Source organism: Brucella tritici (genome assembly GCF_008932295.1).
GTDB lineage: Bacteria > Pseudomonadota > Alphaproteobacteria > Rhizobiales > Rhizobiaceae > Brucella > Brucella tritici.
Window position 1 is genome coordinate 99,810 of sequence record NZ_WBWA01000013.1, and the last position, 13,907, is coordinate 113,716.

Genomic DNA, 13,907 nt, shown 5'->3' on the forward strand with positions numbered 1-13,907 from the left:
AATGAGCACCGGATTTTTCGGCGACATTCAAAAGGTTAAATATGAAGGACCGGACAGCGACAACCCGCTGGCATTCCGCCACTATAATCCGGATGAAATTGTGCTGGGAAAGCGCATGGAAGACCATCTGCGCTTTGCGGTCGCCTACTGGCACAGTTTTGCCTGGGAGGGTGGCGACCCGTTCGGCGGACGCACCTTCGACCGTCCCTGGTATTCCAACGAGCTGGATGCGGCAAAACTCAAGGCCGACGTGGCTTTCGAGTTCTTCTCCCTGCTTGGCGCGCCCTATTATTGCTTCCACGATGCCGATGTGCGGCCCGAAGGACGCAACTTTGCGGAAAACACGCGATATCTCAACGAAATCGTTGATATTTTCGAGAAGAAGCAAGCCGAAACCGGCGTAAAGCTTCTTTGGGGCACAGCCAACCTGTTCTCCAATCGCCGCTATATGGGCGGTGCCGCAACCAATCCCGATCCGGATGTGTTCGCCTTTGCGGCAGCAACTGTGAAAAGCTGCATCGACGCGACGAAACGGCTCGGTGGCGAGAATTACGTGCTCTGGGGCGGTCGCGAAGGCTATGAAACGCTGCTCAACACCGATCTTGGACGCGAACTCGATCAGATGGGACGGTTCCTTAATCTGGTGGTCGAATACAAGCACAAGATCGGCTTCAAGGGCACGATCCTGATCGAACCAAAGCCGCAGGAGCCGACCAAGCATCAATATGATTACGACGTCGCGACTGTCTATGGCTTCCTGAAGCGCTACGGCCTCGAAAACGAGGTAAAGGTCAATATCGAGCAGGGCCATGCCATTCTCGCCGGTCACTCCTTCGAGCATGAACTGGCGCTTGCCCGTGCGCTTGGCATTTTCGGTTCCATCGACATGAACCGCAATGACTATCAGTCAGGATGGGATACAGACCAGTTCCCGAACAATGTGCCGGAAATGGCGCTCGCCTATTATCAGGTCCTGCTTGCAGGCGGCTTCACCACCGGCGGCACGAATTTCGACGCCAAGCTGCGCCGCCAGTCGCTCGATCCGCAGGACCTGCTGATCGGCCATATTGGTGGCATGGATTGCTGTGCGCGCGGGTTGAAAGCAGCCGCTGGAATGCTTGAAGACGGCGCATTGTCCAAGCCGCTCGATGAACGTTATGCAGGCTGGAATGGCGATTTCGGCAAGAAGCTTTTGACAGGTCTCTCGCTGGACCAGATCACGGCTGAAGTCGAAGCGAAGGACATCAATCCGCAGCCGAAATCCGGCCGTCAGGAATATCTCGAAAACGTCGTCAATCGTTACGTTTGAAGCCATTAAATCGACGGATAAAAAAGGGCGCCTCCGGCGCCCTTTCTTCTATAACATATCGACTTCTAAAGCTTGACCCAGCCACCGTTTTTCTGTGCCGAGCGCACGCAGGCATCAATGAAAGCAACGCCCTTCAAGCCGTCATCAACGGTCGGATAAATCACGGCACTATCCGGCTTTTTGCCGTTGCGGTGGGCTTCGATAGCATTGGCCGCTTCCGAATAGATCGTGGCAAAAGCTTCCAGATAACCTTCAGGATGCCCAGCCGGTACGCGGGTCACGCGGGCGCTCGCAGAGCCGACACCAGCACCGCCCCGCGTGATGAGCCGCTTCTGTTCGCCAAAAGGCGTGAACCAGAGATAGTTCGGGTCTTCCTGCGCCCATTCAATGCCACCCTTTGTGCCATAGACGCGCAGGCGCAGCGCATTTTCATTGCCGGGCGCAACCTGACTGCACCAGAGCATGCCCTTGGCACCACCCGCAAAACGCAGCATCACATGCGCATTATCGTCCAGGCGACGTCCCTCGACAAAACTGTCGAGATCGGCGGCAAGGCTGTCGAGCGTCAAGCCGGTTACGAAGGAGGCGAGATTGAACGCGTGCGTGCCGATATCGCCGGTCGCGCCGCCTAGCCCCGATTGTGCCGGATCGGTGCGCCAGACAGCGCCCTTGGCACCTGTCGCTTCCACCGCTTCGGTCAGCCAGTCCTGCGCATATTCCACCTGTACGACACGAAGATCGCCAAGATCGCCATTAGCGATCATCTCGCGCGCCTGCCGCACCATCGGATAGCCCGTGTAATTATGAGTCAGAACAAACAAGGCACCGCTTTCATCGGCGACCTTTTTCAACTTCTTCGCATCGGCAAGCGTCGAGGTCAGCGGCTTGTCGCAGATGACGTGAATGCCGCGCCGCAGAAACTCCTTGGCAGCTTCATAGTGAACGTGGTTCGGCGTTACGATGGAAACGGCCTCAATGCCGTTTTTCAGCCGCGCCTCACGAATGGCCATGTCCTTGTAGCTGGAATAAATGCGATCTTCGGCCAGCCCCAGCTCGCGCCCCGAGGCCTGCGCCTTTTCCGCCGATGACGACAAAGCGCCTGCCACCAGTTCAAACCGGTTGTCGAGACGCGCCGCCATGCGGTGCACGCCGCCGATAAACGCGCCAGCCCCACCGCCCACCATGCCGAGGCGGATACGGGGAGCAGCAGTTTCCGTAGTTTTAGCTTCGATGGTCATTGCGTCCTCATAATCCAAGCATGCGGCGATTGGCAGTGTCATCGGTGCCGCCGGCTGCGAAATCGTCAAATGCCTTGTCGGTGACGCGGATGATGTGCGCCTTGACGAACTCCGCGCCTTCACGCGCTCCGTCTTCAGGATGCTTCAGCGCGCATTCCCATTCAACCACGGCCCAGCCGTCAAAGTCGTTCGCGGCCATCTTGGAGAAGACCGCGCCGAAATCCACCTGCCCGTCACCGAGCGAGCGGAAGCGGCCTGCACGGTTGACCCAGCCCTGATAGCCGCCATAGACGCCCTGTCGCCCGGTCGGATTGAACTCCGCATCCTTGACGTGGAACATCTTGATGCGGTCCTTGTAGATGTCGATATTGTCGAGATAATCGAGGCACTGCAGGACATAATGCGACGGGTCATAAAGCATGTTGGCCCGCGGGTGATTTTTGACCTGCTCCAGAAACATCTCGAAGGTCACGCCGTCGTGCAGGTCTTCGCCGGGATGGATTTCATAGCATATATCGACGCCGTGTTCGTCAGCATGATCGAGGATCGGCGTCCAGCGTCGGGCGAGTTCCTCAAATGCGGTTTCGACCAGACCGGCAGGACGCTGCGGCCATGGATAGACAAACGGCCAGGCCAGTGCGCCGGAAAAGGTCGCATGCGCGCCAATGCCGAGATTGCGTGAGGCGCGGATTGCCATCTTTACCTGTTCGACCGCCCAGGCCTGACGCGCCTTGGGATTGCCACGCACTTCCGGCACCGCGAAACCATCGAAAGCTTCGTCATAGGCGGGATGCACCGCAACGAGCTGGCCCTGCAAGTGGGTCGAGAGCTCCGTGACTTCGACACCGTTCTGGCGAGCCACTCCGGCGAATTCGTCGCAATAATCCTTCGATTCAGAAGCCTTTTTCAGATCGATCAACTGGCTGGCCCATGTGGGAACCTGCACCCCGGCATAGCCTTTTTCGGCAGCCCATTTGGTGATGCCATCCCATGTGTTGAACGGCGCTTCATCGCCTGCGAACTGCCCAAGAAAAATCCCGGGACCCTTGATCGTCTTCATCAAATTTCTCCTGAATATGCTCGAACCCCGCCATCAACCGGCATCGAGCAATTTGAGAGCGCGCTTCGCGCTGCATATCGGGAATGAAAAGAAAAGCCGTGCGCCTGCTCAGACAGGCGCACGGTATTCAAGCACCTTAGAACGGCGAATCCGGGAAATAGAAATCCTTCGCATTGTCCTTGGTAACGAGCGTAGCATCGAGGATGTAGCTGCCGCTCACCGGAATCTGGTCATAGAAATGACCGGCGGCGAGTTCCATGGCCGTCGAAACCATTGCCGGCGGATAGAGAACATCAACCGGCACAAGCTTGTCGCCATCCATCACCTTCTTGATCATGTCCTTGGAGCCTGCACCGCCCACGACATACTGAATGTCACTGCGGTTGGCCTGCTTGATGGCTTCGAGAACGCCGACAAGCATGTCGTCATCCTGTGCCCAGACCACATCGATCTTCGGATATTTGGTCAGGAAGTCCTGCATGACGCGGAAAGCATCGTCGCGGTTCCAGTTGCCATACTGGCGGTCCAGAACCTTCACGTTGGAGCCTTCAATGCCCTTGTCGAAACCGTCCTGACGCTGTTGATCGATCGGGATCGGCAGACCGCGAATGACGACGACCTGCGCATCGGGCGTGGTCTTCTTGATATATTCGCCAGCCACCTGTCCGAGCGCCGGGTTGTTACCCGCCACGTAAAGATCGCGGATGGAGTTGTCGTTGCTGCTCGGCGCACGGTCGACCAGAGCGACAAAGGTTCCCTTGTCCTTGATTTCCTTGATGGCGTTGACAAGCGGATCTGGATCGGTTGGCAGAACAACGAGCCCGTCGAGGCCCTGTACGGCCAGATCCTGCAACGCATTGGCCTGCGATGCCGCATCGGGCGACGTCTTGACGATGACGTTGAGGCCCGGATGCTCAGCCATCAGAAGCTTCGCAACGCGTTCGGCGTGATAGACGACACCTGCCGTCCAGCCGTGATCGGCAGCCGGGATCGACACGCCGATCGTCACTTTCTTGTCCTGTGCGCTTGCTGCGCTGCCAAAGGCAAGCGCGCCCGCCGTCAAAGCGGCGAAAGCAAGCTTCATCAAATTCCCTCGCATAGTCTTCCTCCCAGTAAACACGGGGCTCTCATTCCTCTCAGGCTGGAATCGCCCCAACAATTCCGCCAATCCTTAAAGCGTGCCGCATCTCATCGTACTCATAAGACACGCTTTAAGCTTTTGTTTTCATGCATGTCTTTATCCCAAAACCGCTTCCAGCTTTTGGCAGACATGCATTAGACCTATCTTCGCGACAGCGAACGCTGCACCAGCATGGCGATAATGATGATCGCGCCCTGAATTGCCCCGAGCAGATACTCGCTGACGAAGTTCGACAGGATCATGATGTTGCCGATGATCTCCAGAATGAACGCGCCGCAGATCGTGCCCCAGATACGGCCCACGCCGCCGCGCAAAGCTGTACCGCCGACAACGACGGCGGTGATCGCCTGCAATTCCCACATCAGGCCGGTCGTCGCCGACGTAGAACCCAGACGCGGCACATAGAGGAGCACAGCCACAGCGACGCAAAGGCCCTGAATGACGAAGGCGATAGTGCGCACTTTCTTGACTGAAATGCCGGAATAGCGCGCCACATCCTCGTTCGATCCCACGGCAATGACATGGCGGCCATACCGGGTCCGGTAAAGGACGAATGCGGCAAGCGCTGCCGTCACGAAAATCACGATAACCGGCACTGGCACGCCAAGAATGGAACCAAAATAAGCCGGACGATAAAGCGCCTGAATGTCCGGGTTGCGCAAGGTGATCGCCCCCCCTTGCGACAGCCATGTGGTGAGACCACGATAGATGCCCATGGTGCCAAGCGTGGCGATAAAAGGCTCGATGCCGCCTACCGTCGTTATCAGCCCGTTCAACAGGCCGCAGGCTGCCCCAACAATCAGCGCCAGCATCACGGCCGCAATCAGCATCATCACCGGATCGGCAATCACCCCGCTATTCATGAACAGGATCATGATACTGGCGACGAAAGCCACCATTGCGCCCACGGAAAGGTCGAGCCCGCCCGATGAAATCACATAGGTGGCGCCGAGAGCGATAATGGCGATGAAAGCGCTGCGCGTTGCGACATTGAGAAGATTGTCGATGCTGATGAAGTTCGGATTGGCAATCGTGCCCAGAACAAGCAGCAGGGCGAGCGCGATGAACGGGGCAATTGCCCGCAGATCCCAATCCTTGGACGTCCTCGCCACTGAGCTTTTATCGGTCGCAACCTGTGTCATCTACTTTCCACTTTATTGTTTTTATGCGGCATTTTCGGCTTCAACGCCGGTTGCAAGCACGACGATGTCATGTTCCGTCATACGGTCGCCTGTCACCTCACCGGCAACCCGCCCTTCCCGCATCACGACGATGCGGTCGCAGATACCGATCAGTTCCGGCATTTCCGACGAAACGACGATGATCGATTTTCCTTCATCCGCCAGATTGGCAATGAACTGGTAGATTTGCTCCTTTGTGCCAACGTCGATACCGCGTGTCGGTTCATCAATGATGACGATGGACGGATCGAGCATCATCATCTTGGCAAGCAAAAGCTTCTGCTGGTTCCCGCCCGAAAGCTGACCTGCCAGAATGTCCTTGCGGCCTGTGCGAATATCGAACTCGCGGATCGCATCATCGAGTGCAGTGCGTTCCCTGTTGCGGTCGATCTGCAAACCGCTCACGAATTTCGTCAGCGAGGCGAGTGTCAGATTTACACCCAGGTCCTTGGACAGAAGCAGCCCTTTGCCCTTCCGGTCCTCGCTGAGATAAACGATCCCAGCCTTCTGGCTTTCATGCGCGTTGCGGAAATGGACCGGCTTGCCATTGTGACGCGCATCCCCCTTGCCGGGGCGCAGTCCGACAATACCTTCCATCAGTTCCGTGCGTCCCGCGCCGACCAGACCGGCAAAGCCAAGTATCTCGCCCCGGTTCAGATGAAAGCTCGCATTCTGCACATAGCCCGGCACGCTGAAGTTCTGGACTTCAAGAATGGCAGCGTTGTCATGCTGGCTTGCGCGGTCAGGATAAAGCTTTGAAACGTCACGACCGACCATTAGCCGAGCCATGTCCGATGGCTGCAATTCCGAAGACAAATGCGCTGAAACAAGCTTGCCATCGCGAAGCACAGTCACGCGATCGGATATTTCCTTCACTTCCGGCAGACGATGCGAGATGTAGAGGACCGCGACACCCTTCGCACGAATATCCCGGATCACTTTCAGCAGCGCCTCCGTCTCGAACGGCGTCAGCGAGGCGGTCGGTTCGTCGAAAATCACCACACGATGCGGCACCAGCAACACGCGCGCAATCTGCACGAGCTGGCGCTGTGCGATCGACAGGGAGCCGACAACTGCATCCGGATCGATATCGGCACCAAGATCACGGATGGCCTTGCGCGCACCTTCGCGCATCGACTTGTCATCGACGACCAGCCCACGGTTAAGCTCGCGACCAAGATAGATATTCTGCGCGACGGTCAGATCGGGTGCGAGGAGAATTTCCTGATGCACCAGCACAATGCCCTGCGCTTCGGCTTCCACCGGCCCCGAGAAAGCAACAGGCTTGCCGTCAATGCGGATTTCCCCGCTCGTCGGGCGTTCGTTGCCCGCGAGCAGCTTCATCAGCGTCGATTTTCCGGCGCCGTTCTCGCCGATAATCGCATGAACTTCGCCACCGAAGATGCGCAGATCGATATTCTTCAGAACCTGGACAGGACCGAATGATTTGGAAAGCGACACAGCCTCCAGCAGTGCAGGCCTGCCATTTTTTTCCTGCGCACTCATAGGCAACCGCCCATGGCGGGCTGCCGCATTTGGTGCGTCTTTAATATGCTCTTTGCCGATAGTTCTGGCTGCACGTGAACTCCTCCCAAAGCGCCACGATAAAAAGCTTAGCTTTCGTTTTGAGGTACGTAAAGCAAAATATGCATTCTATCCCATCATCAAACCGGAGAAGCCCTGTTCATGCAAGGCTCTTGCATATGAGCTCGCAGGCTCCGCTGTGAGGACACAAAGGATATTCCGGGATCGTCCTTACTGATCCGGCAACAGGCTTATCAGATTATCGATAAGCGGCGACCGGTTGTTCTTCATCGAAACCAGCCCCAATCGCGCCAGAAGGGGCTCGCCTTCGATTGGACGATAAGTCACCCCGGCCAGCTTGATCTGCGCAATGGCGGCTGGAACAATCGAGACGCCCAGATCGGCTGCGACCAGATTGACCACGGACGGCATCTGCGGCGCTTCCTGCGCGACGATCATTTCAAAGCCCGCATTCCGGCAAGCCTCAACCACATCGTCGTAAAGGCTAAGCCCCACAATGCGCGGGAAAAGCACGAATGCCTCATTTGCCAGAGCTGAAATCGGCAGCTTGGGATGAACGGCAAGCGGATGATGGCTCGGCAGGGCGATCAGCATCGGCTCATCAGCCAGCCGCTTCATGCGTACGTCCTTGGGATTTTCCAATCCGGGCCGGATGAAGGCAGCGTCCACTTCTCCCCTGACCAGTTGTTCCATCAGCAAATGACTGTTCATCTCCGTCAGGGTCAGCCGGACATCGGGCCATCTGGCCCGAAACTTGCGGATCGTACCGCTGACGGTCGGGTTGAACGCGGACGATGCAGTGAAACCCAGCGCGAGCCTGCCGGTTTCTCCACGCGCCGCGCCCTGCGCTGCAAGCTTCGCTTTCTCGGCGGCGGCAAGGGAGGCCTTCGCTTCACCAAGAAAAGCCGTGCCGGCTGCCGTTAGTTCGGCTCCATGGGGCACGCGATGAAACAGCGCCACCCCGATCTCGTTCTCGAGGTCGCGTATCTGCTGGCTGAGCGGCGGCTGGCCGATACCGAGTTTCGCAGCCGCGCGGGTAAAATTGCCCTCTTCGGCCACGGCCAGAAAATAACGCAGATGACGTAGTTCCATCGCTATATCCAAAAGCTATTGCAATCGTCACTTCCATATATTGGACAAATGAAGGGCATTTGACTAGATCAAAAAGCGGGAGGATTTGAAAAGGCAAAGTCATGTCACGCCTCGCAGAACGCAGCCTCGACAGCGTAAGAACACCGGAAAGCCAGCTCAAGCTCGTTTCAGCTCCCACGGCAACCGAACAAAAGCAGTATCTCGTCAAGGGCACGCCGGCATTTCGCAATGCGAGCATTGCACTGTTCCTCTCCGGCTTCGCAACCTTCTCCCTGCTTTACTGTGTCCAGCCGCTGATGCCGCTTTTCGCGCATGATTTTAACATCACGCCTGCGGCCAGTTCCTTATCGCTTTCCGTTTCGACAGGCTTTCTCGCCTTTGCAATTTTCGGTGCCGCCGCCGTATCTGAACGCTTCGGACGCAGGACACTGATGTTCGTCTCGCTCCTCGGCTCAGCACTTTGCACGATAGCCAGTGCTTTGGTGCCGGACTGGCATATGCTGCTCGTCATCCGCGCCCTGCAGGGCCTGTTGCTGGGCGGGGTTCCGGCAGTCGCCATGACCTATCTGGCGGAAGAAATCGACCCGCGCGGCCTTGGCGCTTCAATGGGGCTTTATATTGCTGGCAATGCATTCGGCGGCATGGCGGGCCGTGTCATTGCCGGAACGCTCGCAGAGTATTTCTCCTGGCGCGTCGGTCTGGCAGGCATGGGACTGCTTGGACTTTCCGCATCCATTGGCTTCCTCTTTCTGCTGCCCGCCTCGCAGAACTTCGTCCCGCGTCCAGGCTTCAATGCACGGTTTCACCTCGGCGCATGGATCGGCCACATCCGCAACCCGGCCCTGCCGCTGCTCTTTGCCATTGGCTTTCTCGTGATGGGTTCCTTCGTCACCATCTACAACTATATCGGTTTCCGTCTTGTCGCAGCGCCTTACAGCCTCAGCCAGACAGCGCTCGGCGCCATTTTCACGGTCTATCTGTTCGGCATTGCCGCTTCATGGCTTGCTGGCAGGATGGGCGACAGGCTCGGCTATTTCACCGTTCTTCCCATCGGCCTTGCGATACAGGCGGCGGGCTGCCTTCTGACCCTGTTTGCGCCGCTGCCAGTCATCATCGCAGGCATCATCCTCGTGACTGTCGGCTTCTTCGTCAGCCATTCGGTCGCCAGCGCTCTGGTCGGACGACTGGCACTCCACACAAAGGGACATGCATCATCACTCTATCTGCTCGCCTATTATCTCGGCTCCAGTGTCGCCGGTGCAGCAGGTGGCTATTTCTGGGTTGCGGATGGATGGTCTGCGGTTGCCGAATTCACCTTTGTCATGCTTGCCATTGCGTTCGCGGCGGCATTGGGTGCAGCCCGCCTGTCAAACCGGGACTGACATTGGAAAAAAGATAAAATTTTATGGAACCATATCCATTCCAGCACGTTCATGCGGCTCGGAAGGAGAATGATTGCATGCAAGTTGTCGATGCTCTGGTCAAAAGATGCGACAAGGAAAATTCCTATCTGGTAGAATTCATCGGTGAAGATGGCGAAACTGTTTGCGTATCCTTCCGCCACAATTCAGAGGAAGAACTGAGCCACCATGACGCCATTGCGAGCGCGCTTGCCAAGATGGCGCCGCTCACGGCTTATGGTGCAGCGTTCATCAGCATCCTGTCGGCCAACAAGTTGAATACGTCCGCCACGGCGGCCTGATAATTGCCATTCGGAAAGCCCTGCACTCCGGTTAGAGCGCAGGGCTTTTTGTATCTGTTGGTCGAACCTTTTTGAACCGCTTTGGGATTGATATCCTTCCGAAAATTGCCTAGCTGCTTGACAGGAGCGAGGCAATTGACTGAGGTTCGGACATGAGCGAATTGGCCGACTGGCTATCGGACACCCATCCGATCACACGAAAGAATGCGGCAGAAGTTGTGTTCGACGATATTCGCTCGGCCATCACGTCCGGTCGCCTTGCAGTTGGAACCCGCCTGCCCTCAGAAGCCCAGCTTGCTGGTCGGTTCGGCGTCAGCCGCCCAATCGTGCGCGAGGCGCTGCGGTCGCTACAGACGCTAGGGCTAACCCAGACCCGGACAGGTAGTGGCACTTATGTCCTGAATACTTCCCCCGTGAGCGAACTGAGTTATGGCGGCTATTCGGCGCGTGATCTGATCGAGGCGCGCCCGTTCATCGAAGTACCGGCGGCGGGCTGGGCAGCACTGCGCCGCAGCGCCGGGCAACTCGCCCACCTGCTTGAGCTTTGCGACAAGATGGACCGCCAGACGGACCCACAGAAATGGGAATTGCTCGATTCCGAATTTCATTGCGCTATTGCTGAGGCTTCCGGAAACACAGTCTTCTCCAAGATCGTCGCCGATGCCCGCGAAGCACTGATCCAGCAATCCGAACTCGTCAATCTGATGTCTGGTCGCCGTGAAGCGTCAAATGTCGAGCATCGCCGTATTGTCGAGGCCATTGAGGCTGGATCGGAAGCCGAAGCCCGTGCCGCGATGGAAGCCCATCTGAGCAAGGTCAAGACAGCCGTGACGACGATCATCGGCAAGGATGAAGTCTGACGCCACAAGGCGGTGGCTTTGCACAGGATTCGCGCAGATTATTCGTGCCAATCCGCCTTGGCGCAGCATTTTCCTGCCGAATAAGCACAAGCCCGTAACACTTTCTTCCTGCTGATTTTTTCCCTACCAGCCTTTTCTGAAATTGGGTGTCGAGCTTCTCATTTGAAGCCGAATACTTGACGTGCGTTCTGCGATATGCGTTAAAACCGCCTCTAAAATCTGTCATGCAGCTTTACAGAATACCCATCAAATAGGGATGAATTCCATACCCTCATTGAATGACCGGCGGTGCGCCCTAATTGGCCTTTCACGCCGAACGGTCGCCTGTAGAAACCGCGCTCTCAGGGAGGAGCAATGCCGATCAAAACCATGAAAGCCACCCCGGCCGAACGCGAAGTGTTCATTGAAGAGGACCGCGGTTATCACAAAGCCCTGAAACCGCGCCAGATTCAGATGATCGCGATTGGCGGCGCAATCGGAACCGGGCTCTTTCTCGGCGCAGGCGGACGTCTGGCACTGGCAGGTCCGGCTCTGGTCTTCGTCTATGCCTTGTGCGGCTTCTTTGCGTTTCTGGTACTGCGTGCACTGGGCGAACTCATCATGCATCGTCCCAGCTCCGGTTCCTTCGTCTCCTATGCCCGCGAGTTCTACGGCGAAAAGCTGGCTTTCGTGGCAGGCTGGATGTACTGGCTCAACTGGGCGATGACATCGGTGGCAGACGTAACGGCTGTTGCGCTCTACATGAATTTCTTCAAGCATTATGTGCCCTGGCTGCAAGGTATCGACCAATGGGTATTCGCCCTGACGGCGCTTGTTATCGTGCTGGCGATGAACCTCATGTCGGTGAAAGTTTTCGGCGAGCTGGAATTCTGGTTCAGCCTCGTCAAGGTGATCGCGCTCGTGACCTTTCTGGTGGTCGGCATTTACTTTGTCGTCTCCGGCACGCCTATTGACGGTCATCCTGCTGGCTTCAGCATCATCACGGATAGCGGAGGTCTGTTCCCGAACGGTATATTGCCGGCCTTCATCATCATACAGGGCGTGGTTTTCGCCTATGCATCCATCGAATTGCTGGGCACCACAGCGGGAGAAACCGAAGACCCGCGCAAGGTCATGCCCCGTGCAATCCGCACCGTGGTCTTCCGCCTGCTCGTCTTTTATGTGGGTTCGGTTCTGCTGCTCTCGCTGCTTCTCCCCTACACCGCCTATTCGGCTGGCGAGAGCCCGTTTGTGACCTTCTTCGGCAAGATCGGCGTCGAGGGCGCGGATGTCATCATGAACCTCGTCGTCCTGACGGCAGTTCTGTCGTCATTGAATGCCGGGCTTTATTCCACCGGACGCATCCTGCATTCCATGGCTGTATCCGGTTCTGCACCTGCTTCGCTGGCCAAGATGAACAAGAACGGCGTTCCTTATATGGGTATTGCAGTTACCGCCGTGGTCACTGTCATCGGTGTCGTTCTCAATGCGGTCGTGCCTGCGGCAGCCTTTGAAATCGCGCTCAATCTCTCCGCGCTTGGCATCATCACGGCTTGGGGCGTCATTGTCCTCTGCCAGTTGAAACTGTGGCATCTCGCACGTCGCGGCGAAATCGTGCGTCCGGATTTCCGCATGTTCGGTGCGCCTTACACCGGCATCCTCACACTCGCATTCCTGCTCGGCGTACTTGTCCTGATGGCGCTCGACTATCCAGTCGGCACCTGGACGATTGCTTCGCTGGCGATCATCGGCCCTGCCCTCATCCTTGGCTGGTATATGATGCGTGAACGCATCCATCGACTTGCTGCCGAACGTGCTGTAGACGCCAGCATTCCCGGTAAGTGAGAGGATTCGGAAATATGACGCTTGCAAAGCCTTCCATAGCGGTGATCGCCACTGGCGGCACCATCGCCAGCAAGCGCGGGGAAGACGGAGCAAGCACACCGGTCCTGTCCGGTGAGGATTTGCTCGGCTTCGTGCCGGGCCTTGAAGCGGAGCTTCGCCCGGTCGACCTGATGGCGAAGGATTCCGCAAGCCTCACCCTTTCCGACATGCAACGCATCAGCGATGCCGTCGCCTCCGGTCTCAAGGATAGCGAAGTCGATGGCATCGTCGTCCTGCACGGCACGGATGCCATGGAAGAAACGGCGCTGCTGGTGCATCTGCAGCGCCACATCGGCAAGCCGGTGATCTTCACCGGCGCGCAGTTTACCGCCGATCATCCGCAGGCCGATGGGCCGGAAAATCTAGCTACCGCCATTCGTCTTGCCTGCGATCCGGCCAATGCCGACAAAGGTGTCCTTATTGTCTTCGGCGGGCGGATCGTTCCGGCCTGGGGTGCATACAAGTTCAGCAGCGACAGTGCCGACGCCTTCCGCTCTGCCCGTATGATCCACAGCCAGAGCCCGGTGCTTCCAGCGCCCGTCGGTGACCGCCGGATCGACACGATTGCCATTTATCCGGGCTGCGACGCCCTCCACATCGAAGCGAGCATTGCAGCCGGTGCCAGCGGCATCGTTCTTGCTGCACTGGGTTCCGGCAACACTACGCCCTGCGTTGTCGAAGCTGTCCGCGAATGCTCGCGCCGCAATATTCCCGTTGCAGTTTCAAGCCGCGTGCCGGAAGGCCTGTTGGCACCCGGCTATGGCGGAGGCGGCGGCGGATATGATCTTGGCGAAGCCGGAGCCATTCACGCACATACGCTTCGCCCTGGTCAGGCCCGCATCCTGCTTGCTGCATTGATCGCCAGCGGTAGTTCCAAGGATGCGATGATCCACGCTTTCAGCGACGACCGATAAGC

At 57.4% G+C, this 13,907-nt stretch carries 12 protein-coding genes; 6 read left to right on the forward strand and 6 right to left on the reverse strand.

Going from position 1 to position 13,907, the window contains the following annotated elements:
- Position 1: 1 nt before the first annotated feature.
- Positions 2 to 1,309, forward strand: coding sequence for a xylose isomerase (xylA, locus tag F9K91_RS14695; protein WP_061347827.1), 1,308 nt, complete (start codon positions 2 to 4; stop codon positions 1,307 to 1,309).
- Positions 1,310 to 1,374: 65 nt separating this feature from the next.
- On the opposite strand, the gene F9K91_RS14700 is transcribed toward xylA, so the two are convergent.
- The 6 genes from F9K91_RS14700 to F9K91_RS14725 form a co-directional block, all read right to left on the reverse strand.
- Positions 1,375 to 2,547 (reverse strand): Gfo/Idh/MocA family protein, encoded by a 1,173-nt coding sequence (locus tag F9K91_RS14700; protein ID WP_151678066.1) that lies wholly within the window; start codon positions 2,545 to 2,547, stop codon positions 1,375 to 1,377.
- Positions 2,548 to 2,554: 7 nt separating this feature from the next.
- Positions 2,555 to 3,607, reverse strand: a complete 1,053-nt coding sequence (locus F9K91_RS14705) for a sugar phosphate isomerase/epimerase family protein (protein WP_151678067.1) — start codon at positions 3,605 to 3,607, stop codon at positions 2,555 to 2,557.
- A gap of 136 nt (positions 3,608 to 3,743) precedes the next feature.
- A complete protein-coding gene (locus tag F9K91_RS14710; RefSeq protein ID WP_012092835.1) occupies positions 3,744 to 4,706 on the reverse strand; it encodes a substrate-binding domain-containing protein in 963 nt (320 codons plus the stop codon).
- A 182-nt stretch (positions 4,707 to 4,888) separates the two neighbouring features.
- Positions 4,889 to 5,890: an ABC transporter permease gene (locus F9K91_RS14715; RefSeq protein WP_151555850.1), complete on the reverse strand. Its 1,002-nt coding sequence runs from the start codon at positions 5,888 to 5,890 to the stop codon at positions 4,889 to 4,891.
- Positions 5,891 to 5,911: 21 nt separating this feature from the next.
- A complete protein-coding gene (locus F9K91_RS14720) occupies positions 5,912 to 7,435 on the reverse strand; it encodes a sugar ABC transporter ATP-binding protein (RefSeq protein ID WP_151651574.1) in 1,524 nt (507 codons plus the stop codon).
- 249 nt (positions 7,436 to 7,684) lie between these two features.
- On the reverse strand, positions 7,685 to 8,566 hold the full coding sequence (locus tag F9K91_RS14725) for a LysR family transcriptional regulator (protein ID WP_151678068.1): 882 nt from the start codon (positions 8,564 to 8,566) through the stop codon (positions 7,685 to 7,687).
- A gap of 101 nt (positions 8,567 to 8,667) precedes the next feature.
- Between F9K91_RS14725 and F9K91_RS14730 the strand changes: the two genes are divergently transcribed.
- From F9K91_RS14730 to F9K91_RS14750, 5 genes are all read left to right on the forward strand, one after another.
- A complete protein-coding gene (locus F9K91_RS14730; RefSeq protein WP_151555853.1) occupies positions 8,668 to 9,948 on the forward strand; it encodes an MFS transporter in 1,281 nt (426 codons plus the stop codon).
- A 77-nt stretch (positions 9,949 to 10,025) separates the two neighbouring features.
- On the forward strand, positions 10,026 to 10,268 hold the full coding sequence (locus tag F9K91_RS14735; RefSeq protein WP_151555854.1) for a hypothetical protein: 243 nt from the start codon (positions 10,026 to 10,028) through the stop codon (positions 10,266 to 10,268).
- 152 nt (positions 10,269 to 10,420) lie between these two features.
- Positions 10,421 to 11,128, forward strand: a complete 708-nt coding sequence (locus F9K91_RS14740) for a FadR/GntR family transcriptional regulator (protein WP_151555855.1) — start codon at positions 10,421 to 10,423, stop codon at positions 11,126 to 11,128.
- 354 nt (positions 11,129 to 11,482) lie between these two features.
- On the forward strand, positions 11,483 to 12,952 hold the full coding sequence (locus F9K91_RS14745) for an amino acid permease (RefSeq protein ID WP_151651577.1): 1,470 nt from the start codon (positions 11,483 to 11,485) through the stop codon (positions 12,950 to 12,952).
- Positions 12,953 to 12,966: 14 nt separating this feature from the next.
- A complete protein-coding gene (locus F9K91_RS14750) occupies positions 12,967 to 13,905 on the forward strand; it encodes an asparaginase (protein WP_151678069.1) in 939 nt (312 codons plus the stop codon).
- Positions 13,906 to 13,907: the final 2 nt, after the last annotated feature.

Excerpts from the sequence above, each read along its gene's own strand:
- xylA (WP_061347827.1), top strand. The coding sequence starts at position 2 with ATGAGCACCGGATTTTTCGGCGACATTCAAAAGGTTAAATATGAAGGA.
- F9K91_RS14700 (WP_151678066.1), bottom strand. The coding sequence starts at position 2,547 with ATGACCATCGAAGCTAAAACTACGGAAACTGCTGCTCCCCGTATCCGC.
- F9K91_RS14705 (WP_151678067.1), bottom strand. The coding sequence starts at position 3,607 with ATGAAGACGATCAAGGGTCCCGGGATTTTTCTTGGGCAGTTCGCAGGC.
- F9K91_RS14710 (WP_012092835.1), bottom strand. The coding sequence starts at position 4,706 with ATGCGAGGGAATTTGATGAAGCTTGCTTTCGCCGCTTTGACGGCGGGC.
- F9K91_RS14715 (WP_151555850.1), bottom strand. The coding sequence starts at position 5,890 with ATGACACAGGTTGCGACCGATAAAAGCTCAGTGGCGAGGACGTCCAAG.
- F9K91_RS14720 (WP_151651574.1), bottom strand. The coding sequence starts at position 7,435 with ATGAGTGCGCAGGAAAAAAATGGCAGGCCTGCACTGCTGGAGGCTGTG.
- F9K91_RS14725 (WP_151678068.1), bottom strand. The coding sequence starts at position 8,566 with ATGGAACTACGTCATCTGCGTTATTTTCTGGCCGTGGCCGAAGAGGGC.
- F9K91_RS14730 (WP_151555853.1), top strand. The coding sequence starts at position 8,668 with ATGTCACGCCTCGCAGAACGCAGCCTCGACAGCGTAAGAACACCGGAA.
- F9K91_RS14735 (WP_151555854.1), top strand. The coding sequence starts at position 10,026 with ATGCAAGTTGTCGATGCTCTGGTCAAAAGATGCGACAAGGAAAATTCC.
- F9K91_RS14740 (WP_151555855.1), top strand. The coding sequence starts at position 10,421 with ATGAGCGAATTGGCCGACTGGCTATCGGACACCCATCCGATCACACGA.
- F9K91_RS14745 (WP_151651577.1), top strand. The coding sequence starts at position 11,483 with ATGCCGATCAAAACCATGAAAGCCACCCCGGCCGAACGCGAAGTGTTC.
- F9K91_RS14750 (WP_151678069.1), top strand. The coding sequence starts at position 12,967 with ATGACGCTTGCAAAGCCTTCCATAGCGGTGATCGCCACTGGCGGCACC.